20 protein-coding genes are annotated in these 26,164 nt (G+C 50.7%); 9 read left to right on the top strand and 11 right to left on the bottom strand.

What is annotated here, in order from left to right; translation table 11 throughout:
• Positions 1 to 59: 59 nt before the first annotated feature.
• Together ACFRAM_RS19320 and ACFRAM_RS19325 are read left to right on the top strand one after the other, a co-directional pair.
• Complete coding sequence (locus ACFRAM_RS19320) at positions 60 to 1,361, top strand: M23 family metallopeptidase (RefSeq protein ID WP_379467242.1); 1,302 nt, start codon at positions 60 to 62, stop codon at positions 1,359 to 1,361.
• A 39-nt stretch (positions 1,362 to 1,400) separates the two neighbouring features.
• Positions 1,401 to 1,847 (top strand): bactofilin family protein, encoded by a 447-nt coding sequence (locus ACFRAM_RS19325; protein ID WP_379467243.1) that lies wholly within the window; start codon positions 1,401 to 1,403, stop codon positions 1,845 to 1,847.
• 10 nt (positions 1,848 to 1,857) lie between these two features.
• On the opposite strand, the gene ACFRAM_RS19330 is transcribed toward ACFRAM_RS19325, so the two are convergent.
• The 5 genes from ACFRAM_RS19330 to ACFRAM_RS19350 form a co-directional block, all read right to left on the bottom strand.
• Entirely contained in the window at positions 1,858 to 2,646 is a 789-nt protein-coding gene (locus ACFRAM_RS19330; protein ID WP_379467244.1) for an ABC transporter permease, read from the bottom strand.
• On the bottom strand, positions 2,639 to 3,562 hold the full coding sequence (locus tag ACFRAM_RS19335) for an ABC transporter ATP-binding protein (protein ID WP_379467245.1): 924 nt from the start codon (positions 3,560 to 3,562) through the stop codon (positions 2,639 to 2,641). Before ACFRAM_RS19335 ends, ACFRAM_RS19330 begins: the two co-directional genes overlap by 8 nt.
• Before the next feature lie 195 nt (positions 3,563 to 3,757).
• Entirely contained in the window at positions 3,758 to 8,353 is a 4,596-nt protein-coding gene (gltB, locus tag ACFRAM_RS19340; RefSeq protein ID WP_379467246.1) for a glutamate synthase large subunit, read from the bottom strand.
• 374 nt (positions 8,354 to 8,727) lie between these two features.
• Positions 8,728 to 11,082, bottom strand: a complete 2,355-nt coding sequence (locus ACFRAM_RS19345) for a YhgE/Pip family protein (protein ID WP_379467247.1) — start codon at positions 11,080 to 11,082, stop codon at positions 8,728 to 8,730.
• A gap of 264 nt (positions 11,083 to 11,346) precedes the next feature.
• A complete protein-coding gene (locus tag ACFRAM_RS19350; RefSeq protein ID WP_175373923.1) occupies positions 11,347 to 11,922 on the bottom strand; it encodes a TetR/AcrR family transcriptional regulator in 576 nt (191 codons plus the stop codon).
• A gap of 272 nt (positions 11,923 to 12,194) precedes the next feature.
• Here ACFRAM_RS19350 and ACFRAM_RS19355 point away from each other — a divergent pair, with 272 nt between their 5' ends.
• Positions 12,195 to 13,382: an MGDG synthase family glycosyltransferase gene (locus ACFRAM_RS19355; protein ID WP_379467248.1), complete on the top strand. Its 1,188-nt coding sequence runs from the start codon at positions 12,195 to 12,197 to the stop codon at positions 13,380 to 13,382.
• A 121-nt stretch (positions 13,383 to 13,503) separates the two neighbouring features.
• On the opposite strand, the gene ACFRAM_RS19360 is transcribed toward ACFRAM_RS19355, so the two are convergent.
• From ACFRAM_RS19360 to thpR, 3 genes are all read right to left on the bottom strand, one after another.
• Complete coding sequence (locus ACFRAM_RS19360) at positions 13,504 to 14,187, bottom strand: metal-dependent hydrolase (RefSeq protein ID WP_379467249.1); 684 nt, start codon at positions 14,185 to 14,187, stop codon at positions 13,504 to 13,506.
• Between the two features lie 74 nt (positions 14,188 to 14,261).
• On the bottom strand, positions 14,262 to 15,179 hold the full coding sequence (locus tag ACFRAM_RS19365; protein ID WP_379467250.1) for a cell wall hydrolase: 918 nt from the start codon (positions 15,177 to 15,179) through the stop codon (positions 14,262 to 14,264).
• An 82-nt stretch (positions 15,180 to 15,261) separates the two neighbouring features.
• Positions 15,262 to 15,867, bottom strand: coding sequence for an RNA 2',3'-cyclic phosphodiesterase (thpR, locus tag ACFRAM_RS19370; protein WP_379467251.1), 606 nt, complete (start codon positions 15,865 to 15,867; stop codon positions 15,262 to 15,264).
• A gap of 84 nt (positions 15,868 to 15,951) precedes the next feature.
• On the opposite strand from thpR, the gene ACFRAM_RS19375 reads away from it, so the two are divergent.
• Positions 15,952 to 16,908, top strand: coding sequence for a D-2-hydroxyacid dehydrogenase (locus tag ACFRAM_RS19375; protein WP_379467252.1), 957 nt, complete (start codon positions 15,952 to 15,954; stop codon positions 16,906 to 16,908).
• Positions 16,909 to 16,983: 75 nt separating this feature from the next.
• Here ACFRAM_RS19375 and ACFRAM_RS19380 read toward each other — a convergent pair whose 3' ends face one another.
• From ACFRAM_RS19380 to ACFRAM_RS19390, 3 genes are all read right to left on the bottom strand, one after another.
• Positions 16,984 to 18,771 (bottom strand): methyl-accepting chemotaxis protein, encoded by a 1,788-nt coding sequence (locus ACFRAM_RS19380; RefSeq protein WP_379467253.1) that lies wholly within the window; start codon positions 18,769 to 18,771, stop codon positions 16,984 to 16,986.
• A 123-nt stretch (positions 18,772 to 18,894) separates the two neighbouring features.
• On the bottom strand, positions 18,895 to 19,863 hold the full coding sequence (locus ACFRAM_RS19385; protein WP_379467254.1) for an MsnO8 family LLM class oxidoreductase: 969 nt from the start codon (positions 19,861 to 19,863) through the stop codon (positions 18,895 to 18,897).
• Positions 19,864 to 19,899: 36 nt separating this feature from the next.
• Positions 19,900 to 21,309, bottom strand: a complete 1,410-nt coding sequence (locus ACFRAM_RS19390) for a deoxyguanosinetriphosphate triphosphohydrolase family protein (protein ID WP_175373915.1) — start codon at positions 21,307 to 21,309, stop codon at positions 19,900 to 19,902.
• A 211-nt stretch (positions 21,310 to 21,520) separates the two neighbouring features.
• Here ACFRAM_RS19390 and ACFRAM_RS19395 point away from each other — a divergent pair, with 211 nt between their 5' ends.
• The 5 genes from ACFRAM_RS19395 (at position 21,521) to ACFRAM_RS19415 (ending at position 26,081) form a co-directional block, all read left to right on the top strand.
• Positions 21,521 to 21,835 carry a hypothetical protein gene (locus ACFRAM_RS19395; RefSeq protein WP_379467255.1) on the top strand — a complete coding sequence of 105 codons (315 nt, stop codon included), beginning with the start codon at positions 21,521 to 21,523 and terminating at the stop codon, positions 21,833 to 21,835.
• 65 nt (positions 21,836 to 21,900) lie between these two features.
• A complete protein-coding gene (locus ACFRAM_RS19400; protein ID WP_379467256.1) occupies positions 21,901 to 22,524 on the top strand; it encodes a class F sortase in 624 nt (207 codons plus the stop codon).
• Positions 22,521 to 23,648, top strand: a complete 1,128-nt coding sequence (locus tag ACFRAM_RS19405; RefSeq protein WP_379467257.1) for an amidase domain-containing protein — start codon at positions 22,521 to 22,523, stop codon at positions 23,646 to 23,648. The genes ACFRAM_RS19400 and ACFRAM_RS19405 overlap by 4 nt, the downstream gene beginning before the upstream one ends.
• A gap of 78 nt (positions 23,649 to 23,726) precedes the next feature.
• Positions 23,727 to 25,214, top strand: a complete 1,488-nt coding sequence (locus ACFRAM_RS19410) for an oligosaccharide flippase family protein (protein ID WP_379467258.1) — start codon at positions 23,727 to 23,729, stop codon at positions 25,212 to 25,214.
• Between the two features lie 99 nt (positions 25,215 to 25,313).
• A complete protein-coding gene (locus ACFRAM_RS19415; protein WP_379467259.1) occupies positions 25,314 to 26,081 on the top strand; it encodes a polysaccharide deacetylase family protein in 768 nt (255 codons plus the stop codon).
• Positions 26,082 to 26,164: the final 83 nt, after the last annotated feature.

Raw genomic sequence — 26,164 nt, forward strand, 5'->3', positions numbered from 1 at the left:
CCACTGCCTGCCCGCAGCAATACAGGAGCGGCTGCCTAAAGCCGCAGGAAGGAGACGCTATGAAAAGTCAGCCAGATAAGAGCGGGATTACACTGCTCGTTGTCCGGGATGCCGGGCGTCCGGTCCGACAGCTTCAGCTATCCAGGCCGATGGCGTTGGCCCTGCCGGCTGCAGCCGCTCTATCTATCTCCAGTCTGGTCACCTCCATGCATTTTCATGCATCGAAGTCGATTGCCGAACTGGAAGCAGAAGCTGCTGCGCTGTCCTTGAATAATCTTCGTATGGAAATGCAGGTCGCGGACAAAGACCAGACATTACTCCATCTGCGCAGTCAGGTCTCGGAATTGTCGGAAGAAGCTGAGAATATCAGGGACCGGTTAAAGAATGTAAGTGAACTGGAGAAGCAACTGCAGTCCCTTCTGGACAAAGAGAAAACTACGCCAGCTGGTGCACCGTCCGCAGCAGCCTCGGGGAGTCGTTCTGGAATGAATAACGATAATTCTGTTGCTTCCAATGCGAATTCTTCCTCTGCTGCTACTGCGAGCAAAGGAAGCTCTGCCTCAGCTGCAGTGGATCTCACCTCCGCCTCCAAGGCTACTGTCAACTCGGTCAGTAAGACAGCGGGCATTCGTCAAGAGGATTCATCCACTAGTACAGCATCCTCTGTAATTTTCGTACCGGAGCCTGCTAACTCACCCGCTTCCACCGCTATCCGTTTCCGGATCGGAGCCATGAGCGGCATCATCGGCGATACGGTAACTCCACAGGTAGGCGGTGAATATATCGCCGTGCACCAGAATGATCCTTTTCAGCTGATAGAGGATACCAAGGATGATTTCGAGGAAATTCACAGTATCCTGGATGAAATGCTGGGCCGGATCTCCAATACCATTCATCAGGCTAAAGAAGCCAGCACCCAAGCAGCCCAGAAACAAGCCAAACAAGTGGAGGCCCAGAAGCAAAAACTGGATTCTGGGGTAACGTGGCCGACGCTCTCCAAAGTCATCTCCTCAAATTTCGGCTACCGCTCTGATCCTTTCAAAAGTGTATCTGCCTTCCATTCCGGGATCGACATCGCGGCTAAAACCGGAGATCCCGTCTTTGCAGCCCTCTCCGGCGAAGTTGTTGCGGTGGATCAGCAGAGCGCCAGAGGCAAATATATTGTCGTCAAACACCCGAACGGATTGGAAACATGGTATATGCATCTTAGCGGAATGAACGTCTCTCCTGGAGAGAAAGTAGCCAAGGGACAAAAAATCGGACTGGTAGGCAGTACCGGACGCAGCACCGGTCCCCACCTTCACTTTCAAGTAGTCAAACAGAACAGCCCGGTGAACCCGCTGACCTATGTAAAACCTTAAAACTGTGTATTCAGGCCATATGGAATGGGAGGAAATAAAATGTGGAACAAACGAGGGAAAGCTACACCCATCAAGTCTACGGATTCATTGATCGGGCACGGAGGCACCCTGGAAGGAAAGGTACATTGCGACACCAATTTACGGATTGAAGGGACCTTCAGCGGAGAGATTGAGTGCAGCGGTACAGTCACTGTGGGCGAACAGGGAACTGTTCGCTCCAGCATTACTGCGGAGGAGATTATCATTGCCGGAAAAGTATACGGTGATGTCACCGCGAACCGCAGGCTCATCATGACGGGCAGTGGCCAGCTGCATGGCAATATTTCAGCCGCCACGCTTAACATTATGGAAGGCAGCCTCTTGAACGGTTCGGTAGACATGAAACAGCCCGCCCCGGAATCAGCGGGCGGGCAAGAACAGCAGGCAAAGCCGGACAAGGCCGCCGCACGTGCTGCCAAAGCGCAGAATGCACGTGAAGCTGGATGATCGCTTGGGCCTAAGCCGCTACATCCCGCTTGCGGAACACAATCCAGGAGATCAGCAGGAACAGCAAATAATACGCAGCCAGCACGGCAATCGAGAAGCCTAGTGTGACTCCTCCGGGACCAACATCCGAAGACAGATATACCCGCAGGTCCATGTGGGTAAACAGCAGATACTTCGCCCACTCATATCGGTCTGGGTTGAAGATGATCACAATCAGATTTTTGGCAAATATAATAAACAACGATAGACCGATAGCCAGGCCGCTGGCCCGGAATACACTGGATACCATAAAGGCCAGCGTCGCGGTCAAGAACAACTCCACATAACGGAACAACAAATCCATAAAGGAATAGGCTGAAGGACTCCAGCCCGTCAGGGAAGTCATAACGTCTCCCGTTTGAGAAGAGAATAGGTATGCAGAGCCCAGACCAAACGCAATCAGCACCACTGTACTTAGCAGACTGAATAACACCATGGAAATGTATTTGGATAGCAGTATTTTAGAACGGCTCCACGGGCGAATCAATAACAGCTTGATGGTCCCCCAGGAGAATTCGCCCGCTATGGAGTCTGAGGCCACAACAACTGTAAATATTGTATTCAGGAAAAAGGCCACACTCACAGTCATTTGGAAGGTCTCCCAAAGCCCCATGAGATGACTCTTGTCACTGGCAGAGAAGTAGAACAACACTGGCATCAGCGCACTCATGACTGCCAGAATCAACAGCATCACCCAGGTACGCGCCCTGCTGTAGATTTTGATATTCTCATTATGTATGAGTCCCGTGAATTTACCCAATGCCTTCACCTCCGGTCATTTCCAAGAATTGATCTTCCAGCGAACGGGACAAGGCCCTAATTCCGTACACCTTAACCCCACCCTTGACCAGCAGCTCATTCATAGCCGGAATTTCCTCGCGTGTCACTTCCAGCACAAGGCCTCCATCCTTTACAATCCCCCGGCCAACCAAGGCCATCGCAGTTTCCGCTTGATCCACTTCGAACAAGGTTTCTGCCGCCGCTACCACTGTATCGCCTACGTTCTTCAGCTGTCTAACATCCACCAGCCGGCCATTTTGAATAATGGCTACACTATCACACATTAATTCCATCTCGGAGAGCAAATGGCTGGATACGAAAACCGTCGTCCCCTCCTGCTGACATAACCGGCGCAAGTAATCCCGCAACTCGCGAATGCCCTGAGGATCCAGTCCATTAGTCGGCTCGTCCAAAATCAACAGCTTCGGCCGATGCAGCAGTGCCTGGGCCACACCCAGCCGTTGCCGCATTCCCAGGGAATAGGTTTTCACCTTATCATGGATTCGGTTATCAAGCCCTACCAGCTTTATGACCTCATCGATCCGCTGCTTCGTTACGCCGCTTACCATTCTCGCGTATTGGCGGAGATTCTGATATCCAGTCAGGAATTTGTACATCTCCGGATTCTCAACGATAGCACCGACATGGGACACCGCTTCTTCAAAATGTTCTTTAATGCTTCGGCCGCAGATCAAAATATCCCCTCGGCTGATCGAGATTAAGCCTACCATCATCCGAATCGTAGTCGTTTTACCAGCGCCATTCGGCCCCAGAAAACCGAAGATTTGGCCTGCCGGGATATCCAGTGTCAGATCGCTTACCAGCGTCTTAGAGCCGATTTTTTTGGTCACACCCTGTAGCCTGGCAACCGGTTCGGCAAGTTCTGCCGTCAGCATAGTCTCACTTCCTCTCTCGTATAGAAACACCTTTTCTTTTCTAATTAACCATTCCAGTGTACCACATATCTTATTTTCCCTAAAAATGTAATATTATATCATATCATAAAAAAGGGATTTGGCCCCTCCTGCACTGCAGAGCAGGACCAAATCCCTCTATTCTTTAATTCATCATTACAGTGACCTGCGTTCCGCTTAACCGCCTACACGGGCAAGCTCACGCATATTGGCTTCAAAAGCGGCCATCAAGGCAGCTTCCCCGGACAAGCCGGTCTGCTCCACCTTGCGAATCTGTTGCATCATCCGTTTGTAATCCTTAGGAATAACACGAACAAACTGCGGCAGATTGTCATTCCATTGCTCAAGAACCCGCGCGCCAATCGCACTACCTGTCAGCTCATTGTGACGGGAGATCAGATTGAACAGCTCCTCAGCTTCCTCAGGCTCTTCTACCCGTTCCAGCAGAACCATTTCGAGGTTGCAGCGCTGGATGAAGCTATTGTCCGGATCGTAGACATAGGCGATACCGCCCGACATTCCAGCCGCGAAGTTGCGTCCAGTCTCACCCAGGACAACTACACGCCCGCCGGTCATGTATTCACAACCATGGTCACCTACGCCTTCAACCACTACATTCGCCCCGGAGTTACGGACTGCGAAGCGTTCACCGGCGATACCGTTAATATAGGCTTCCCCGCTAGTGGCTCCGTACAATGCCGTATTTCCGATGATGATATTATCCTCAGCTGCAAAGGTAGCTTGCGGTGACGGCTTGATGATCAGCTTACCACCGGACAATCCTTTACCGACATAGTCATTGGAGTCCCCTTCAACAGTAATCGTGATCCCCTTCGGCACGAACGCTCCCAAACTTTGACCGGCAGAACCGGAGAAGTGAAGACGAATCGTATCTTCCGGCAGACCCGCCGCTCCGTATTTACGGGTCAGCTCACTACCCAGGATCGTACCTACTGCACGGTTCACGTTCGTAATCGGCAAGGAGGCTTCAACTACAGTACCATTCTCGAGTGCCGGAGCTGCCAGTTCAAGCAGCTTGGAGACATCGAGTGTCTCATCCAGGCCATGGTTCTGATACTGGCTGCGGAAGCGCGTGCTGCCTTCTGGAAGCTCTGGTGTATGAAGCAGGCTACTAAGGTCAACGCCCTTCTTCTTCCAGTGGTACGAAGCCTTCACAGCATCGAGACAATCGGTACGCCCAACCATCTCTTCAATGGTACGGAAACCAAGCTCCGCCATGATTTCACGCAGATCTTGTGCTACGAAATTCATGAAGTTAACCACATGATGTGGGTCACCTGTGAAATTTTTACGCAGATCAGGGTTCTGGGTAGCTACACCCACCGGACAGGTATCCATTTGGCATACACGCATCATGATACAGCCAACAGCCACCAGTGGCGCTGTCGAGAAGCCGTACTCTTCTGCTCCGAGCAGTACCGCTACAGCAAGGTCACGTCCGCTAAGCATTTTGCCGTCTGTCTCGAGCACTACACGGTCACGGAGATTGTTGAGAATCAGCGTCTGGTGCGTTTCAGCAAGACCAAGCTCCCATGGGAGACCGGCATGACGGATCGAGTTCATCGGCGAAGCGCCTGTACCGCCATCATAACCGCTGACCAGAATGATATCGGCCCGGCCTTTGGCTACTCCGGCCGCAATCGTTCCTACGCCCACTTCAGAGACCAGCTTCACGTTGATATTTGCACGTGGATTGGCATTCTTCAGATCATAGATCAGCTCCGCCAAATCCTCGATAGAGTAGATGTCATGGTGAGGCGGCGGCGAGATCAAACCTACGCCTGCTGTGGAGCCACGGACCTCGGCAACCCAAGGATATACCTTGCGCCCCGGAAGCTGTCCGCCTTCACCTGGCTTCGCGCCTTGCGCCATTTTGATCTGAATCTCATCGGCATTCACCAGATAGTTCGAGGTAACCCCGAAGCGTCCTGAAGCGACCTGCTTAATCGCACTACGGCGGGAATCGCCGTTGCTGTCAGGAATGTAACGTGCCGGGTCTTCACCGCCCTCACCGGTGTTGCTCTTGCCGCCAATGCGGTTCATCGCGATAGCCAAAGTCTCATGCGCTTCCTTACTGATCGAACCGAAGGACATCGCACCAGTCTTAAAGCGTTTCATGATCGATTCTACGGATTCGACCTCTTCCAGCGGAACCGGCTCATAAGGGGAGTTGAATTCCAGCAGAGACCGGAGGGTCAAGTGCTTCTCACTCTCGCCTTGAACAAGCGCAGCATATTTCTTGTACATCTTATAGTCACCACTGCGCACAGAGTGCTGGAGAAGGTGAATGGTCTGCGGGTTGAACAAATGCTCTTCCCCGTCGCTGCGCCATTGGTAGTCGCCGCCGGAATCCAGCACCTTGTCATTCCCGTCCTTCTCGGTAAAGGCCCGGTTATGATGAGCCAGTGCTTCCGCAGCCACTTCCTCAAGGCCAATACCGCCGATGCGGGAAGGCGTCCAGGTGAAGTAACGATCCACGAAATCGGAATTCAGACCGACAGCTTCAAAGATTTGTGCGCCGCGGTAAGATTGGATGGTCGAAATCCCCATCTTGGATAGTATTTTAACTACGCTCTTCGTCGCAGCTTTGATATAGTTCTTCACGGCCTTAGCATGCGAGATGCCGCGCAGCAAGCCTTGGCTGATCATATCGTCCAGACTTTCGAACGCCAGATAAGGGTTCACCGCACTGACGCCATAGCCGAGCAACAGTGCATAATGGTGCACTTCGCGCGGCTCGCCGGATTCCAGCAGGATGCTAACCTTGGTCCGGGTGCCTTGGCGGATCAGATGGTGATGCAGACTTGCTACGGCCAGCAGGGCCGGAATCGCTGCATTCTCACGGTCCACACCGCGGTCGGACAGAATCAGAATGTTGTGGCCCTTGGCGATAACGCGGTCTGCCGCCTCAGCCAGCCGGTCAATCGCGATACGCATGCCTTCGGCGCCCAGCTCAGCCGGGAAAAGAATCGGAATGGTCATCGACTTGAAGCCTGCACGGCGAACATGGCGAACTTTGGCGAAGTCTTCATTGGACAAGATCGGTGTCTCTAAGGAGATTTGCCGACAGCTTTCCGGTTCCGGCTTCAGCAAGTTGCGCTCAGGACCGATCGTAGTCGTCGTGGAAGTGACCAGCTCTTCACGAATCGCATCAATTGGCGGATTCGTTACTTGGGCAAACATCTGCTTGAAGTAATTGTACAGACGCTGTGGTCGGTCAGACAGCACCGCAAGCGGAGCATCGTAACCCATAGAGGTAACAGCTTCTGCGCCGGTGGATGCCATTGGCTCAAGCACCTTGCGCAGATCCTCAAATGTATAGCCGAACGACTGCTGCAATTGGAGTACATTGTCATGCTTCGGATTAGGAAGCTCCGGCGCATCCGGAAGCTCATCGAGGCTAATCAGATGCTCATCCAGCCATTCACGATAAGGGCGTTCAGAGACGATGGCTGCCTTCACTTCCTCATCAGAAATGATGCGGCCTTCCTTCGTATCCACGAGCAGCATGCGGCCTGGCTTCAGACGATCCTTGTACAGCACGTTCTCTGCCGGGATATCCAGTACGCCGGCTTCAGAAGACAGGATAATCTTATCGTCTTTTGTAACGTAGTAACGCGCAGGACGCAATCCGTTACGGTCAAGCATCGCACCGATCTGCACGCCGTCAGTGAAGCCCATTGCAGCCGGTCCGTCCCAAGGCTCCATCAGGGTGCTATGGTATTGATAGAATGCTTTCTTCTGCTCATCCATGGTGTCATGGTTGTTCCAAGGCTCAGGTACCATCATCATGGCTACCTGCGGCAACGAGCGGCCGCTCAGGTACAGGAACTCAAATGTGTTATCGAACATCCCAGTATCGGAACCATCCGGATTGATGACTGGCTTGATCTTATCGAGGGATTCGCCGAACACATCACTCTTGAACAGTGATTGGCGGGCATGCATCCAGTTCACATTTCCGCGCAGCGTATTAATCTCACCGTTATGAATCATGAAGCGGTACGGGTGAGCGCGTTCCCAGCTCGGGAACGTATTGGTACTGAAACGAGAGTGAAGCAGCGCAATTGCCGATTCCAGATTCTCATCCTGCAGATCAAGATAGAATTGTCCCACCTGCTCTGTGGTCAACATTCCTTTATAAACGATTTTGCGACAAGATAAGCTTGGCAGATAGAAGGATTCTCCCTCTTCTGCACCGCTGTAACGGATAGCCAGCTCAGCCCGTCTGCGGATGACGTATAGTTTCCGCTCGAAGGCCAGCTCATCGGATACCGCTGCGGAACGGCCGATAAAGACCTGACGCACATAAGGCTTGGCGGCTTTAGCCGTCTTACCCAGCATCTCGTCAAAAGTAGGTACGTCGCGGTAGCCGAGCACCTCTTGGCCTTCTTCGGCAATAATCTCGCTCAAGAGAGCCTCATGGCGGGCTCTGATCTCCTCGTTATGAGACAGAAAGATCATACCCACGCCATAATGGCCTTGCTCAGGCAGTTCAAAGCCAAGCTTCTTGGCTTCTAAGGCAAAGAAACGATGCGGGATTTGCAGCATAATGCCGGCTCCGTCACCGGAGTTCGGCTCGCTTCCCTGGCCTCCCCGATGCTCCATGTTAATGAGCATGGTCAGAGCATTACTTACGATTTCATGGGACGGTACGCCTTTAATATGGGCAACAAATCCCATGCCGCAAGCATCTTTTTCGAACTGGGGATCATACAGGCCCTGTTTGCGGGGCAGTTCAGTGTGTCTCATCTTACGCAACCTTTCTATAATAAAGTGGGGCGGTATCTCGAGAAAATTTGACATATTAAAATCTAAATAATTATTCCGCGGTGATTTGGTTTTACTAGTGTATCACCGGGGTTTATGCTGGGCAAATTATAGTTTTTTATGATGTTGATAACTATAGTTTTTGCTGTACAGCTTTACTTAACCAAAGATTTATTTGCATTTCCATGTAGAGTAATACATATTCTTTGCATTATTTTTTTTGCACTGAAAAATGTTTCATAAATTTTCCTAACCTAGCGTCTTTTTTAACGAAAAATGTCACTTCTAAATGCGCAAGAAGCGCTCCACATGGGAGCGCTTCTTGTTGTATAGGCCAAACCAAAACAGCTTACCGATTATACAGTTAATACTTTTTCATTCTTCAAAGCCATTTCATTATCCTGACTGCGTGTCATGAAGTAAGCGAGGGTAAGCATCATGAAGACCACGCCATAGATAGCAAGTCTTCCCATATCGCCCCACATTGCGCTGTAATCTCCGGTAGAGATCACTGCCTTTAATCCTGCAACACTGTATGTCATTGGCAGTATCGGGTTAAAGAACTGCATCCAGTCTGGAATCAGTTCCAGCGGGAATGTACCGGCGCTTGTTGTCAATTGGAAGATCAGAATGACAATGACAATGAAGCGGCCCGGGTTAGCCAACCAGGTTACAAGCGCCTGGATGATCATCATGTAGGCAAGACTTGTGATGAAAGTGAACAGATAGAACAGAGGTACACTCTGTACTTCCAGACCCAGACCATACAGGACAATCATCGCCGCCATCAACGATTGAAGCAGACTCATCATCGAGAATGTCAGTGTACGGCTGATAAAGCGGTTGAACCGGGTTGCTTCTGCAACCTCTGATTCACGCGTAGGAATAACCAGCGTGCAGATAAGTGCCCCTACGAAAAGGCCCAGCGACAGGAAGTATGGTGCAAAACCTGTACCGTAGTTAGGTACTTTGTTGATTGCATGATCTTCGATAACAACAGGCTCAGCAAACATTTGAACCATAGCATCTGTTTTGCTTACAGCACTTGTCTTCTCGGCAGCATCATCGAGTTTGGTAGCCAGTTCATTGGAACCGGATTTCAGATCAGCCATCCCGTTCTTCAGTTCTCCGGCACCGTCCGCCAGCTTCTTGGAGCCATCTGCTACAGCGTTGATACCGTTACCCAGCTCGCCAACTCCGTTCAGAAGCTTCGAAGTACCTGCGCCCAGCGCTTTTCCGCCATCGGCCAGCTTGCTGCCGCCGGCTGCTGCTTCACTCAGCTTCTCGCCGAACTGCTTCATACCAGCGGTCAGCTTATCGCCGCCCGCTGCCAGCGCAGAAGCGCCTTGCGCCAGCTTCTGCTGTCCTTGCAGCAGCTGTGTGCTGCCTGCGTTCAGCTGCTTGGCACCGTCATGCAGTTGGCTTACGCCGCCTGCAAGCTGCTGTGAGCCCGCGTTCAGCTGCGCCGCACCTTGGGCAAGCTGTTCTTGGCCGCTGTGCAGGGCGCTTGCGCCTTGTGCCAGCTGCTGCTGGCTTTGCTGAAGCTGTGCGTTGCCGTCAGCGACCGCTTTGCTCGCGGCGAGCAGCTTTTGCACTGCCGGATTCTCCGCAAGCTGCGGATTCGACTGAGCCAGCTGCTGCAGGCCGTCAGATACTGCTTTTGCACCTTCAGTGACTTTGGCGCTGCCTTCTGCGGAAGCCTTCAGACCGGCTTCCAACTGCGCGCTGCCTTCTGTAGAGGAGTTCAATCCCGCCTGCAGCTTGCTGCTGCCGTCAACCAGGGATTGTGCGCCTGCTTGCAGCTTGCTTGTGCCGTCTACAGCGGCCTTAGTTCCTTCTTGCAGCTTCGTTGTACCAGTAACGGCCTGCTGGAGACCAGTGCTGAGCTGCTTACTACCGGACGAGCTTTGGTTCAAGCCGTCTTGAAGCTGCTTCTGTGCAGCAGACAACTGCTGCAATCCACCAGCCAATGTGCTGGTGCCTGATTCCAGGGCAGCTGCACCAGTATTCAGATCAGTAACGCCTTTAGTAAGTGGCTCTACGCCATCTTTCAATTTGCCTGTGCCATCGGTCAGCACCAGCAGGTTCTCTTTCAATTTCAGCGCACCGTCATCCAGCTTGCCTGCGCCGTCGGCAATCTTGCCCGCGCCCTCTCCTGCGTCGCCAAGACCGCTGGAGATTTCAGTGATTTTATCAAAGACGGATTCAGTATAAGCTTCGGTGATCTTAGCAGATACTTTCGCCTTGATTTCCTTCACGGCCGTTCCCCCGATTTGTCCAGCCAGGAAGTTGTAGCCTTCATTCGGTTCAAAAATAATTTTGGCCGGCTGCGGATCTTTATCCAGCAGCGTTGTTGCCTTTTCGGAGAAATCCTCAGGTACGATAATGGACATGTAGTACTTGTTGCTCTTAAGACCGGCGTCAGCTTCTTCACGACTTACAAAATTCCACTGAAAGCCATCCGTCTCCTTAAGTACTTCTATCATGTCACTGCCGGCTGTCAATTCTTTTCCTTCATAATTGGCGCCCTTATCTTGGTTCACCACGGCGACCGGCAGTTCATTCATTTTGCCGTACGGGTCCCAGAATGCCTTCAGGAACAATCCGCTATACATCACCGGAATGAAGAGGACAACTATGATCGGGATCAGCAACTTAGGATTTCTAAGAGCCGCACCAAGGTCCTTGATAAACACGGATAATGATTTCATTCTGGTTCTCTCCTTTTGAACATATGCTCTTTTTAAATGTGTTTGTTGTGTTTCTTTAATGCTGTACGTATGAAATATTACTGTAACACCAAGTGACCGTTTTCCCCATTCAGTCAATCAAAGCCATAAAAAAAGCACCATCTCGGTGTGCTTGCGACGAAGCAGGAAACCTTTTTGCATAAATTATGGCCAAACAAGGTATGAAGAAATAAATGATAGGGAAAGCAGATATGAGGAGCGCCATCCCTACGCCGATTCTAAACATTACTGTGCCAGCCCTTCAGCGAGAAACAAACGAAAGTAGTCCTTAATTTGCTCTTTGTCCAAAGGCGTGTGCGTTTTGTTCAGCTCGGCAGTCAGCACAATGTACAGCCTGAACATTACCACCGATACAATTTTAGGGTCGCAGGGCTTGATCTCACCCTGTCGAATTGCGAGTTCCACCTCCCGTTCGATATATTCCAATACTACGCTCTCGATCTTATCGAGTCCTTCTTGAGCCTGCGGCGTTCCGAATTCGCGATTTTCCTGGGAAAGCTTGATGAATAGCTCGTGTTCACTTCGAAATTCCAACAAGGCATCCAGCACGCGGTGCAGGTTATCAAAGAAGGGCTTGTCGCGCCTGATCTCCCGCTCGGCAATCATTTTCATCTCAGTCATCATGTCACGCAGGATTTCATCAAACAGCTGTTCCTTGTTCGTAAAAAAGGTGTAGATGGTTCCTTTGCCGACATTAGCTATCTTGGCCACCTGATCCATCGTGGTCGCTTTATAGCCGAATAATGAAAATGATTTGGTCGCGGCCTGAAGCACCTGCTGCCTTCGATCTACCACAGCCACCCGTACACATCCCTTCTCAAGAAATAATGGTTACCATTGAACTTCTGACCACTTTACTAATCCGGTCAATTGGTCATTTATTACTTTAGCACTTTGCCTATATATTTGCAATACCTTGAGGCTAAACATTTTATTTTTTTATTTTATTGCAGTGTTTTAACTTTCTATTTACGTCTTATTTGTATAATGTGAGAAGAGTGAGGATTTGCCACGTATATAGTATAGATAGATTGCCGCAATTCTACTCATGAAGGAAAGTAGCAGGTGAACTTATGCGAAAGAAAAGAGTACTGCTGTTTTCGGAAGGCTTTGGAACAGGCCATACAGGGGCAGCCTATGCTCTGGCCGAAGGAATAAAGCTGCTGAATCCGGATGTGCAATGCCGGGTAATCGAGCTGGGCAGATTTCTTAACCCAACGGTCGCTCCTTGGATTCTTTCCGCTTACCGAAGAACCGTCAGCAGCCAGCCCAAACTGGTCGGCATGATGTATAAGACCCAATACAACAAATCACTGAACCGGTTGACCAAACTAGCCCTTCACCGGATTTTTTATACTCACGCTGCACAGGTCATTGAGCAGCTCAAGCCTGACCTGATTATCTGTACCCACCCCATTCCGGCTGCCGTCATCTCCCGCCTGAAGCGACAGGGCCTTAATGTGCCACTGTATACGTTGATTACGGATTATGACGCGCATGGAAGCTGGGTGAACGACGAGGTAGACCGCTATCTGGTGTCCACTGCCCGCGTTAAGGCCATTCTTACCGGCCGCGGCATTCCTGCCGAGTATGTGACCGTGACTGGCATTCCGGTGCATCCCAAGTTCTGGGAAAGATCGAATAAAACCCAGCTTCGCAAAGAACTCGGCCTCGCTGACATCCCCACCGTGCTGATTATGGGCGGCGGCTGGGGTCTAATGTTCGGCAAAGATGTCATGACCTCGCTCACCTCACAGATGAACGAGATTCAGCTTATCTTTTGTATGGGCAGCAATGACAAGCTCGTGTCCAAAATGCAGAGCAACCCGCTGCTTAGTCACCCCAATGTCAAGATTATCGGCTACAGCAAGGAGATCAACAAGCTGATGGACGCGTCCGACCTGCTGATCACTAAGCCCGGCGGCATGACCTGTACGGAAGGCCAGGCCAAAGGCATCCCAATGCTGTTCTACAAAGCGATTCCTGGTCAGGAGGAAAAGAACTGCCAATACTTCGTGGAGCTGGGGCTAGCGGAGGTCCTGGACGCCGCAGTCGTGGACAAATGGTTCACCCGAATGATCCGGGAGAGAGGCTCGCTGGAGGAGCAGCGGAAGCGCCGGCTGGCTCCTGACCGGCACCAGCCGCGCCACTGCGCGGCCACGGTCCTGGAGATGCTCGGCAAGCCTGCAAGCGGCCTGTCTGAGAGCCGGGGATCAAGATCACAGCCTCGAAGCGAGGAGGCTGTTCTGCTGACGCCTTGAGCGGAAGCAGCTACTGCCTGCTCGACTTGGTTGTCTTGCATATTATAGAAACGAAACAATAAGAGGGTGTCCGGCAAGCCATTGGCTGCCGGCACCCTCTTATTTTGTGCAGAAGCTGAAATTATATATCGACACTCTCTCCAGGTTTAAGCGGAAAGCCTGTGATCCCTTCTTGGCGCAGCCTATTGCAGAAATTGTCGCCGTCCTGGGCAATGGCAGGAAACGTATTGTAATGAAGAGGAATAACCTTATCTGCCCGCAGCCAACGTGCAGCTAGCAGTGCATCGTCAGGTCCCATAGTTAGCATGTCCCCAATCGGCAGTGCAGCCAGATCAATATCGTTCCGCTCCCCAATCAGGCGCATATCGCCAAAAAGCGATGTGTCCCCGGAATGAAACAGCGTCTTGCCGTCAGTGGTCAGCAGGATTCCTGCCGCTTCACCTCCGTATATCCATGAATCCCCCTCTGCGATCGAGGAAGAATGAATGGCCTGGGTGTACTTGACGGTAAACCCGCCGTACGTATGGCTGCCGCCAATGTTCATATGCCTAACCTCTGCTCCCTTGGAACGGCAATACTCCGCCAGCTCATATACAGCAAAGATAGGGCATTGATTACGCGCAGCAATAGCGAGCGCATCGCCAAAATGGTCGGAATGGGCATGGGTAAGTAAAACCGCATCTACCGTAATTTCATCGGGAGAGATACCGGAGTTTGGATTCCCTGACAGAAAGGGATCAAAGATGACTTTGCAGCTTTCGGACTCTACCAGCAAGGCTGAATGTCCATAATAAGTGATTTTCATGACAACAGTTCTACCTCCAGGTTCATAATAGAATACTTACCCTATAATGAGCTGAGGTTCCCCAAAAAATCAAATTATTTATAAAAAGTATGATTGCCGATTGTTTTGGCATACTTCTGGGTATGATGTACCGTCAAATCCTGCGCAAGTTTTAGCGACAAAAAGAAATAGGTGTCGTCTGTAACCTCCTTGATTCCCGATAGTGCGGCGTTAACAGCCTTGATACAATCCTCATTAGGCTTCACGCGATTAAGACGACCGTTCGCCACTGGACTGAACTGTCTCTTCTGATAGATTACTTTATGCATCGTGTCGGGGAAATTGGCTGACCGTAGCCGATTCAGAACAACGTTGGCAACTGCCACTTTGCCCTTGTACGGTTCGCCTTCCGCCTCTGCCATGACAATTTTCTGCAGCAGAAGCAGGTCTTCTCCGGAAACTGCGTAGCGCCAGGTTGCTTTATCTTTCTGTTCCTGGCTTAGTAGCTCCGTCCGGGAGAAGTACAATATGATGGGGGGATGTTGCTGAGTTGCCGCGACCTTCTTTGCTTCGGTCTGACTCCCCTTTGATGCCGTTGCCGTTTTTTGCAGCGTCTGTTGTACCGCTGGTGTGACTGGTATAGCTGCAGCCTTTGTTTTGACGGCGGCTCCCTTGACCACAGCAGGTTTAACCGTGTCTGCGGCGGCAATGGTTTGGCGGCTCAACCACTCAGCCTTCTGCTGAAGGCTCCAGTCCGGCTTGGGTTGTATCACAGCACTGCTGATCACCGGATGTATCGTACTTTGTATCTGTATCCTCGTATGATTAGAAGCTGTTGTCTTTGGTGCCAGCTCCAGCGCCGAGGTCACTGGGGGCGCACTCAGTTTACCCTGGACTTTAGTTAACTTCCCTTCTGTCGTTGGTTCGGGATGCAGCAAGTTTATCGCTGAGAAACTCACCAGTATCACGCCAATAAGCAGCGCAATATAGCGGTTTTGTTTATAAATAACCATAATTCTCCTCCTATATCACGGCACATTCCTATTCTATGTAACCGAAAATGGAAGATTTGAAAACTGTCCTTTGTCGAATTTTTTAGAAGAATGTCATGTTTTCAACATTTTCATACATAGGAATGGCACACATTCTGGTAGCATACAACACAAGGCTATCTACCGTCCAGTGTCGAATAGAGGACAAATGTTCCCGTTTTTGCCGTAAAACCTCCGAAAATTCGACAAATTCGGCCTTATAAGGGATGTCACCGCGATATTTCCGGGCTAGCGTCAAATGCGGCTTATAAGATCTGTCCTCTGCCACAAAGCCTAAAGGCACTGTAGCGTTAGTTACCGCGCTCTGCAGAGCATTAAGTTTCTCCAATTCACCGCTGAGGCCGGCCCATAATACACGTGGTGAAGCCGGAAGGCCAAAAGTATCAAAGCTCTCCAGAGAAAGTTCAAACGGGGTCCCTGCGGCGGCAACTTTTTTAAGAGCTGCAATCAAACCCGGGATGTCCTGCTTCGCTGTATCTCCCAGAAATTGCAACGTAATATGATAATCTTCGGGGTGTGTCCATTTAGCAAATGACACTTCCGTAGCAAGCGACTGACACAGACTCCCGAGAGATTCGCGAATCGCCGGGGGCACAGGAACTGCAACGAACAGGCGCTCTTTATCGTGGCTTTCCTTTTCATTCTTCATGGTCATTTCACCTTTCGTGGTAGATTTGTTATCCTTAAACATATCTATTCGTTCAACCATAGAGCATAACGGGAGGGAACCAACATGACTAAATCCATTGTATGCCTTCAGCCCCTGACACCGAGCCAGCAGGCAAAAATCAGAGAGGCCGCCCCGGGCTATACACTTGAATTGGGAAGCGCCAAGGAACCAGACCTTCAGCAGCTCGCGAGCGCCGAAATCGTTATTGGCTGGGCTAAGGGAGTCGGAGAGGCTCTGCTTGACGGAGAATCGCAGCTGCGCTGGGTACAAAGCTGGTCTGCCGGCATCGATAAAATGCCGCTACAATGCCTGCAGGAACGTGGTGTCCTTCTAACCACAGCTAGTGGCGTACATGCCGAACCTATCGCAGCCGTGATCTTCGGCTTCATCTTGAGCTTCACCCGAAATCTGCACAAGGCTGTGCTTAACCAGAGCAAGCGTGAGTGGCATTCCTATGGAAATGAAACCGAATTGTCCGGCAAGACAGCTGTCATCTTCGGCACCGGAGCCATCGGGGGCGAAACGGCGCGAATCGCTAAAGCTTTCCGTATGAAGACCGTCGGTGTCAGCCGTACAGGCAAGCCGGCAGCGGAGTTTAATGAGGTCTTCCAGATCAGCCAATGGCAGGATGCGGTTAGCCAAGGCGATTTTGTGATCAACACATTGCCGCTTACAGACGATACACATCATTTATTCAACGCTGCCGTCTTCTCTGCGTTCAAGGAAGGTTCCTATTATATCAATATCGGCCGCGGAGGCACCACACATACCGGCGATTTGATTGAAGCCCTGCAATCGGGTCATATCCGCGGTGCCGGCCTGGATGTATTCGAGACCGAACCGCTGCCGCAGGATCATCCGCTGTGGGGAATGGAGCAGGTGATCATTACACCGCATTCTGCCGGCAATACGGATCGCTATACCGACCGCATTGTTGATATTATTACCGAGAATCTGAAATCCTATATTGCTACAGGTTCCCCGTCTCTCAATAAAGTTGACTATAGTCAACAATACTAGGTCTGCGTGCTCAATAAGCCTCCGCACTACTCTTTACAGACTTCGTAAAGGGTGCGGAGGCGTTTTTAATGCTAATCACACTTGAAATCTGGAGACAGACTCCTTCAACTCACTGGACAAGGATTTGAGATATTCAACACCGGCAGCGACCTCGCTTGTGGCGCTTACCTGCTGCTGGGCTGAAGCCGAAGTCTCTTCCACCGAAGCGGCCGATTCCTGTGACAGTGCCGAAATATGCTGGCTAAATTCATGCATCGTCTCGCTGGACTGTTTCATCTGTCTCAAATCGTTTCCTACCTCTTCCATTGTTTCAACCATCACCTGAACCGATTGATTAATGTCTGACAACGCAGCCCCGGTCTCCACAATCTGCACATTGCCTTCCTCGGTCTTCACCACCCCGTCCTGCAAATATCTCACTACTTCCTTGGAGTCATGCTGAATCCCTTTCGTAATGCCGGTAATCTCCGTTACTGTCCGCTGTACATCCTCAGACAGCTTACGCACCTCTGTCGCAACCACTGCAAAGCCGCGTCCACTCTCACCAGCTCTTGCTGCTTCAATGGCTGCATTAATGGCCAGCAGATGGGTCTGCTCGGCGATACCACGGATCGAACCCACAAGCCGAAAAATCCCCTCATTTTTCTTATTGAGTTGTTCCAGGGTAGCCATAGACTGCAATACTGCCTCTGTGATCTGCTTCATATATGTAACAGAGCTGTCCATCAGAACTTTGCCTCGTTCGCCTTTATGTAGTACTTCCAGTGAATATAGTCCCAGTTCATGACTTTTTCCCGTAAAATCTTCAATCAGCTTGTTCAGGTTCTCAATCGCTTTGGACGCATCCACTGCGGCCTCAGCCTGACTTCCGGAAGCTGTTGCAAGTTCCTCCATCGTAACGGCAATCTGCATGCCGCCCTCTTTAGTCTCGGTGATGGAGCGAACCAGCGTTTCACTCTGATCACCAATGATCTGGGATACACTACGGATTCTTTTAACAATATCCAACAACGCATGATTCATTTCATTCACGGTATTCGCCAGCACGCCGATTTCATCCTCGTTGCCAATCAGAGTGTCCTCGGCCTGCAAATCTCCGGTAGCAATTCGTTTCAAATGGACCGTCACTTTCTTCAGAGGAACAATCATCGCCCGGTTGATGACCAGATTGATGATCCCGATCACTACAAGCACAAGCAGCATGGTTATGACCGTCACGATAACGGAGCCCTGGAAAATGTTTGCCGAAATCTTATCCTTGCTGTTGCCTTCTTCCACGCTGTGTTTCACAAGGGCTTCCATGTCCTCCTGCATGTTATTAAAAGCAGAGATACCCTTCCGGGACACTTCCAGCGCTAACTGGTCATCGTTCCCCTGACTTAGTTTCAGTACCTGGTCATTCATCATCATGTATTCCGTCCATTTGCTGCGCAGGGACTCGAAGCGTTTGGTCTGCTCCTCACCTTGAAGCTTGCTCTGATAGCTCTTCATGGCAGTAGCTACATTACGGATATAAGCGTCGCGTTCCTCCTCCAGCTTGCTCATCTCTGTCTTGTGAGAGCTTTGGATATGCTGCAAAGTAAGCGACATAATATGCTCCGTATAATAATTGATGCTGTGAATCTCGTTCAATTCGGGGATCAGCCCTCTAATGATTTCACTGCTGTTTGACTGCATCCGGTTCATTTGAAAAAGAGAGAGTACCCCACTGATCACCACCAGCAGTGCCAGAGCCACATAAGCCGAGGTAAATTTAAAGCTGATGCTTCGTTTGCCGTTGGATATGATTTTCTTGAGTCTGCCTGCCGGCAAGCGGGAAGCCGGGTTTTTACTTTTATTCTTGAATCCTGAAGCTTTGTCCATATCCTTGAGCCCCCTCATCTTTTTTCAACATTTTACATTGAGTTTACAAATCTTTCTTTTCATTTCAAAAATGACGAAAAAAAACGCCCCTTCCTATATTTTCGGCAAGTGGCGTGCATTAATTTATATGGTTTTGCCCGGGGATAGTACACTTTCTGCAAGCAGGCGATAAGAAGCCCTCCGCTTCTCATAGTCCTTGAGTGGTGTAAAAATCAGCAGCTCACCAGTGCCACACCGATGGGCCATCTGCTCCAGATTCTCCTTAAGCTGCTGCGGTGTACCGCATAGCAATGGCGGTCCCGATTTATCTTCGCCAGTGCCAGTGCCAGCGCCTCTCTCACCCTGCTCTACATGATCTGGCCATCTGCTCTCTTCAGCCAGCAGCGCAGCTTCCTCCGCGCTACTTGCACATATCACAGCCACCGCAACCATGCTACGCGGCTCCGGCATCAGCAGCGAAGGCTCAAAATTACGCCGGTACTGTTTCAGAACCGGCTCAGCTTCTTTGTCGCTCATGTAGCTGCCAAAAACATAGCCCGTCCCAAACCGGGCAGCATATTCCGCGCTGCGCACGCCTGTGCCGAGTAACCATGGCACAGGCGGCACGGCTGGCAGCGGCCGGGCGGTAACGGGCTGCCCCTCATAAGCGTAGCCGTCCTGAAGCAATTCCATCACCGCCCTGATCGTCTCGGGCAGCTCAGCTACTGCTTTCAGGAAATTGCCGCTCAGCGCCATCGATGCATGCGGCGGCCCACCCGGCGCCCGACCGAGACCAAGCTCGATTCTGCCCGGGCACAGCGCTGATAACAGGTGGAACGATTCCACGACCTTCAGCGGGCTGTAATGGGGCAGGAGCAGCGCGCCGGAGCCAAGCTGAATCCGGGAGGTCAATGCGCCAATATGCCCCAGCAGCACTTCAGGCGATGGACAGGCCAATCCCTGAATATCATGATGCTCCGCTACCCAATAGCGATGATAGCCCCAGGCTTCTGCTGACTGAGCCAGCAGCAACGCCTCTCGCAATGCTGTTTCCGCGCTAATCCCAGACAAACGCGGAGCCAAATCCAGCACGCCCAGCCGCAGTGGTTCCATAACTGCCTCTCCTTTCAAATGTGCGGTACCGTCACCCTAATCGAGATCGTAAATTGAACCAACCTTAAGACCGTACAGTTCATTGTATATTTTCTCAGCGAAGGCATCTGTCATGCCAGCGATATAATCAATAACCATATGCTCCCAGGTCCAGATCGGCTTTGCCTGCCGCTGGTCCTTCTCAAAGCGCTGCAGCCAGTCGGACGGAATAATGGCTTTAGAGGTATCCGGGTCCAGGAAGGCTCCCCAGAGCCGACGAAGAATCCATTCACTTCTTTTCTGAAGCCGCTGTACCCGTAAATCGCGAATCATGGTGACCCATGCGAAGCTTTTCAGGACACTGACTGTACGCAGCATATCCGTATCCTCCTGCCCCTCTTTAATGAAGGTAACCTTCTTCCAGTCCCCATCCGTGATCACGCCAAGACTGGCCACAAAGGTGCTGACCCAGTAGGCCTTCACTTCCCGGCGGGTTCTGGAATAATCATTTTCACAGGTCGGCAGCTTCTCCTTCCAGACACGAAGGAATGCACTGAGAACCTCCTCCACCTTAGCCCGAATGCTCTCGGTCTCCCAGCCCTGCCAGAAGAAATCCTCCAGCGTAGTGATCTTCTCGACAATCAGACGCTGGATATAGTCATCATGCATGAAGTGTTCATGTACTTCGATCTTACCAGCCTTAATACCATCCTCAAGATCATGTGCTGAGTAGGCTATGTCGTCACAGAGATCCATGAGCTGGGCCTCCAGTGTTTTCTTACCGGCAGGAATTCCCCAATCGCTGCGGATTTCAGAGATGTATTCCCATTCATGCAAATACAAGCCTTTCTTCAACACTGTACCTGGAAAAGGATATTTATTAATGCCCAGCAGTACAGCATCGGACAAGTTTAAACCGTCAATGTTCTCCCGCTTCTCCAGGAACATAATCAGACGGAAATTATGAGCATTCCCTTCAAAATGCTCGTAGCGCTGCTTCATCTCATCCTGGATAAACAGCTTCTCTGCAGGATCAGCACCTGCCAGGCGGGCTGCTTCATTCGTTTTATTCTCAATCAACTGCTGCAAAATGCTGTCCAGGACCTCTTCTCCTTTATGTCCAAAGGGCGGATGGCCGAAATCATGAGCAATAGCCGCACACTCCACCACCTCCGGATCAATCACCAGACCAGGATTGTCAGCCTGTCCGGTCTCCACTTCCGGATAGGATCGCAGCAGGCTTTTAGCGGCCTCGCGGGCGATCTGGGCGACTTCCAGCGAATGAGTCAAGCGTGTGCGGTAGTAATCACCAGTGCCTGCGCCGAAGACCTGGGATTTGCCCTGAAGCCTTCGAAACGTCGGCGAGTGAATCAGGCGGGAATAATCTCGTTCATAAGCAGCACGCGACGTCTCCAGGCGTGTAATCTCCGGATACTGCCGGTGTTCTCTTTTGTCAATCAGTGTCATGTTCCCCACCCTATCCTGAAATCTTTATTTAGTAATTTATTATAGAACATATTACCCCGAACTTTCACCTATATAAGCCAAACAAAAGAAAGTAACAAAAAGCGAGAAGGTTAGTAATTAACAACTGGAAACAATTTAACAATCTAATTACTATGCGGTCTGGAGATATTACTGTGCAGGGGAAAAAACATTTTGAGGAGGAAATACATTTATGAAGAAATTAGCTGTTGCCGCCATTTCTGCCTGCTTGTTGATGTCCGCTGTATCGGCTGCTAGTGCGGCTCCGGTTGAGCCTACGAAACATGAGAAGAAAGCACATGCTCAAACTAAACACAAAGCTAAGGCACACCATAAAGCTCATGCCAAAGGAACACATGCGAAGAGCCTAAAAGCCAAAAGCTTGGGACACAAAACTTTAAAAGCCAAGAGCTTGAAAGCTAAGAGCATCAAAACAAAAGGCATTAGCACCAAAGCCACTAAATTGCCGAAAACAGGCTTCGGCGGCGCGAGCGAACAAACGGAGTAAGGAGGACGAAAGGGGGAGGACAACTCCCTCTTTCTCTTATAATTATGAAAAAATGGATCCTTGTCTTGCTACTCACCAGTATGGCCTTCTATGGCTGTGGTTGCGCAGCAACAACGCCCGCACCTACACCTAAAGATAATCTTCATACAAAATCACAGACGAATACAACCGCAAATGACATTACAGTTGAACCAACCAAAGAACCCATACCGGTCCATTCCGCTCCTCCGCTACCTGAAAAACCGTTTATGCCGACCCGGCTTTCCATTCCCGTTATAGAAGTCGCTGCAGAAATTGAACCGGTGTCTGTTTTACCAAGCGGGCAAATGGGCGTGCCAGAATCAACCGATCTGGTTGGGATTTCTTATCCAGGCGTCCTTCCGGGATCAAAGGGCAATGTGGTATTGGATGGACATGTGGACAGCTATACCGGTCCTGCCGTTTTTTTTAAATTAAAAAAATTAAAGCCAGGCGATAGCATTATTGTCTCAAACAACACACACAGGCTTACTTACACAGTCGAATCTGTTGAGATTTACCCCACCGAACAGGCCCCATTAGAACGAATATTCGGGGATACCGCGGAACACCGGTTAACCCTTATCACCTGTACAGGGAAATATAGCAGAAAGAAAAAAGAACATGAGAAAAGGCTGGTCGTTTTCACGAAGCAGAAAGGTGAGTTATGATTGTGCTTAAAAAAACCAGTATCCTGTCCCTCATCCTTATTCTTCTGACCTCCTTTTCTTTGCCCTCTGCTATGGTGAATGCAGAGGAAAGCAAAGAAAATCAAGAGGTAGATGCCGCATTAAAGCAAATCTTCGCAGATCGCGCACAGACGCTGATCGACCAGCAAACGCAGCAGCTAAAGGGCTTTTATCTGATGGAGCAGGCGCTGGGCAGAAACGCTTATCATATCGAGAGCAAACGAGCCGCTTATGTTAATGCATGGGCCGCGAAAAGGTCTGTCAAACTCGTCAAAGCCAATAGCAGCATTCGAATCATACGCCGGAATGTAAACGGAGATACGGCCAAGGTGTCCCTGGTGCAATCACTCAAGCTCAGTTATGTGTATTTAAATGAAGTGATTCCGCCACAGTCCTTTGGCATCGGTACACGGCATTTCATGACCCTGAAGAAAATCAATGGAAGCTGGAAAATCGCCCGCGAATGGTATTTGGACCCGCTGGACGAGAATCCAGATACGATTGCCGACAGTCCAGATGGGTTGGCCCCTTCTGTAAAACCTGCGTCTGCCGCATCGGGTAAAAGTCGCTATAATCGTTCTCGTGCCGTAGCTTATGCGGATAAATATGCAGGAACCGCATGGGGGGCCGGCAATCATCATCGGTATAACCGCAAATATCTCGACTATACAGGTAAAGGCGGCGATTGCACTAACTTTGCCTCTCAGGCGGTTGGTGATCCTGAGGAAGGTGGAGGATTGCCGATGAAGTCGGGCTGGCGATACTTCTATCAGACCGGGGGGACTCAAACTTGGGTGCAGACTGATGCCTTCCGCAACTTCCTGCTACGCTCCGGCTATGGCACCATGGTCGCCAAGGGTACCTATAAGGAAGTAGTAGCCCCTTCCAGAAAACATGCTCATGGCGCCATCTCCCAGCTGCAGGCCGGTGATCTGATCGGCTATATTCTGCAGCATAATGATACGGATCATTTTTCAGTTATCACAGGCTTTGATGAATACGGGTATCCACTGGTCAACTCTCATACGGCAGACCGTTACCGCGTTCCTTTCGACCTTGGATGGGACAAGTACACCAAATATGAGTTGATCCATATCAGAGATTAAGCTTGTCAGCATAACGCCATTTCAATGTCATACAATTAAAGATCACGACATTGAATACGTTACGCTGGAGGTAGCGCTGTGCCCCATCTATTCAAGCAATCTGCCATCCGGGCAGCCGCCATGGTTGCGGTCAAGCTGTTCGGGCTGGCGGGACGAATCATCCTCACCAGAATTGCTGGCGCGGAAGGAATCGGGCTGTATCAGATTGCCTACTCCTTCTACGGCTTTATATTGATGCTGGCCGGAGGGCTGCCCACCGCGCTCGCTCTGGAAACCGCCAGAAAACCCGCACAGGGCTGGCAGTTTCTAAAGATTGTTGCTGTGCTTCTGATGTTTGGAGGCGGAGCCGCTAGTCTGGTCGTTTTCCGGTACTCACCATCCCTCTCCACTTTGCTTGGTAATCCCGGTCTGGAGCATGCGCTGCACAGCCTGGCCCCTGCCCTGTTTGCTGCTCCATTGCTCGGATTACTGCGAGGTTATTTGCAGGGACTGGGACGCATTGGCATCATTGCTTTATCAGAAGTCACTGAGCAAGCTGTTCGCGTAACCTGCATGGTGCTAATCACAGCACAGCTCCTGCCGCTCGGCATGAACCAGGCTGTGGGTGGAGGGTTATACGGCACCTTTCTTGGTGCATTTATCTCTTTTTCCCTATTAACCATATACCTTTCATTGGACACCCATTCGCCGCGCCCGCAGGGCCGCTCCAAAGTATTGCCAGTTACGATATTCTTTAAAACTTCGCTCGTCATCTCCATGACGCGTATGTTCATCCCGGCTTCGGAATTTATTGACGCTTTGCTAGTTCCCAGCCGTCTGCTCGCAGCAGGCCACAGCACTTCCGAAGCAACCGCCATGTACGGCGTTATTTACGGGATGGCCGCTATTGTCGTTTATGCCCCTACGCTCGTAACAGGAGCACTCAGCCATACGCTATCGGTCCGTATCGCAGCTGAATGGCAGCAGGGCACTTTGGAAAAATTCAATCATCTGGCAAGCCTGGCCTTGAAGATTTCCTGGTTGTGGGGAATCGCCTCCGGGCTGTTTCTGTTTGTTCATGCTGACATGCTTTCCATCCTCATCTTTAATACGACGGCAGCGACTGCACCGATCAAATACCTGGCCTCTATCCCGCTTCTGGTAGGCTTCCGCGAACTGACCACCAGCATTCTCTGGGCACAAGATGTCAAGAAGGCTCCCTTCTGGGGTCTGCTTTCAGGACTGGCCTGCTCCACTTTTGCGCAATATATGCTCGTAGGCATTCCCGGTTTTGGGTATGCCGGAGCGGCAATTGCCATTGTATCCATGGAGCTGGTGTCTTCGCTCTGGAACCTGAAAGCTCTACATATTCATAAGCGGAAGCTTCACGGGATCCTGCTTTTGATGCTCTGTGACATCGGAATTCTGCTCCTGGCTGCGGCGGGGGCTTCACGATGTCGGCAGCTGTTACAAGGTCTATTTTCCGAACTATGGATCTTTATGCTGGAGAGCATCTTATTCTTTCTCGTTGCGGGTTTATATTTTTATCTGCGCTGTTTTTACGGCGGCAAGTTCAGAAGATCCTGATCCAGCACAGTTTTTCCCATCTCGTCCTCCCTCTGCATATTTCCTCCTGCCAAAGGTGCATTCTATATAACTGAACCTAAGAAAAAAGGGGGGGCATCCATGAAAAGAGCGTATAGGGTCATTTCGGCTGCATTAGCCCTGCTGCTCTGCTGTACGCCATATACACTGGCCAGCCCGATAGTCAAGAATCGCTACTATTTTGAGAAACGGGGCGACATGATCTGGGAGGTACATACCAGTCAAAAGGTGATTGCCCTCACCTTCGATGACGGTCCGGATCCAGTGGAAACCGAGCTAATTCTGGATTTGCTGCAGCAGTACAATGCCAAGAGTACATTTTTTGCAATTGGAAAACGGATTGCTGCTTATCCAGATATCGCCCGGCGGGTGGTTGCCGAGGGTCATGAACTGGCTAACCATACTTATAATCACGTGTATTTCAAGCGGCCTATCTCCGAAAAGCAAGTGCACGAGGAACTGGATCTAACGGAGAAAGAAATTATCAAGGTCTCGGGCAAGCGAAGCAACCTGTTCCGTCCGCCTGGAGGAATGTACGATGAGACTCTGATTAATGTGTCCAATCAAATGGGGCTGAAGCCCATCCTCTGGTCCTGGCATCAGGATACCCGTGACTGGAACAGACCGGGGGTCTATGCCATCTCGAACAAGGTGATTCGGAATGCCCACAACGGCGATATTGTGCTTTTTCACGACCATGTACATGGAAAATCGCAAACAAGACAGGCGCTGAAGATCATTCTGCCAGAGTTGGAAAAGCAGGGGTACCGGTTCGTCACCGTCTCCGAACTAATCAAGCTCTCCGACACACAGCGGGCAGGCAAGCAGCAGGTCGGACGAAACCCCTGATAGATAATAAAAATCTTCTATTATATAGGAAGCTCAATTCGAAGTATAAAATAGCCCTTTCGGTAATGCGCACCGAAAGGGCT

Origin of the sequence: Paenibacillus sp. NPDC056722, from assembly GCF_042790635.1 — a bacterium.
Classification (GTDB): domain Bacteria; phylum Bacillota; class Bacilli; order Paenibacillales; family Paenibacillaceae; genus Paenibacillus_AQ; species Paenibacillus_AQ agri.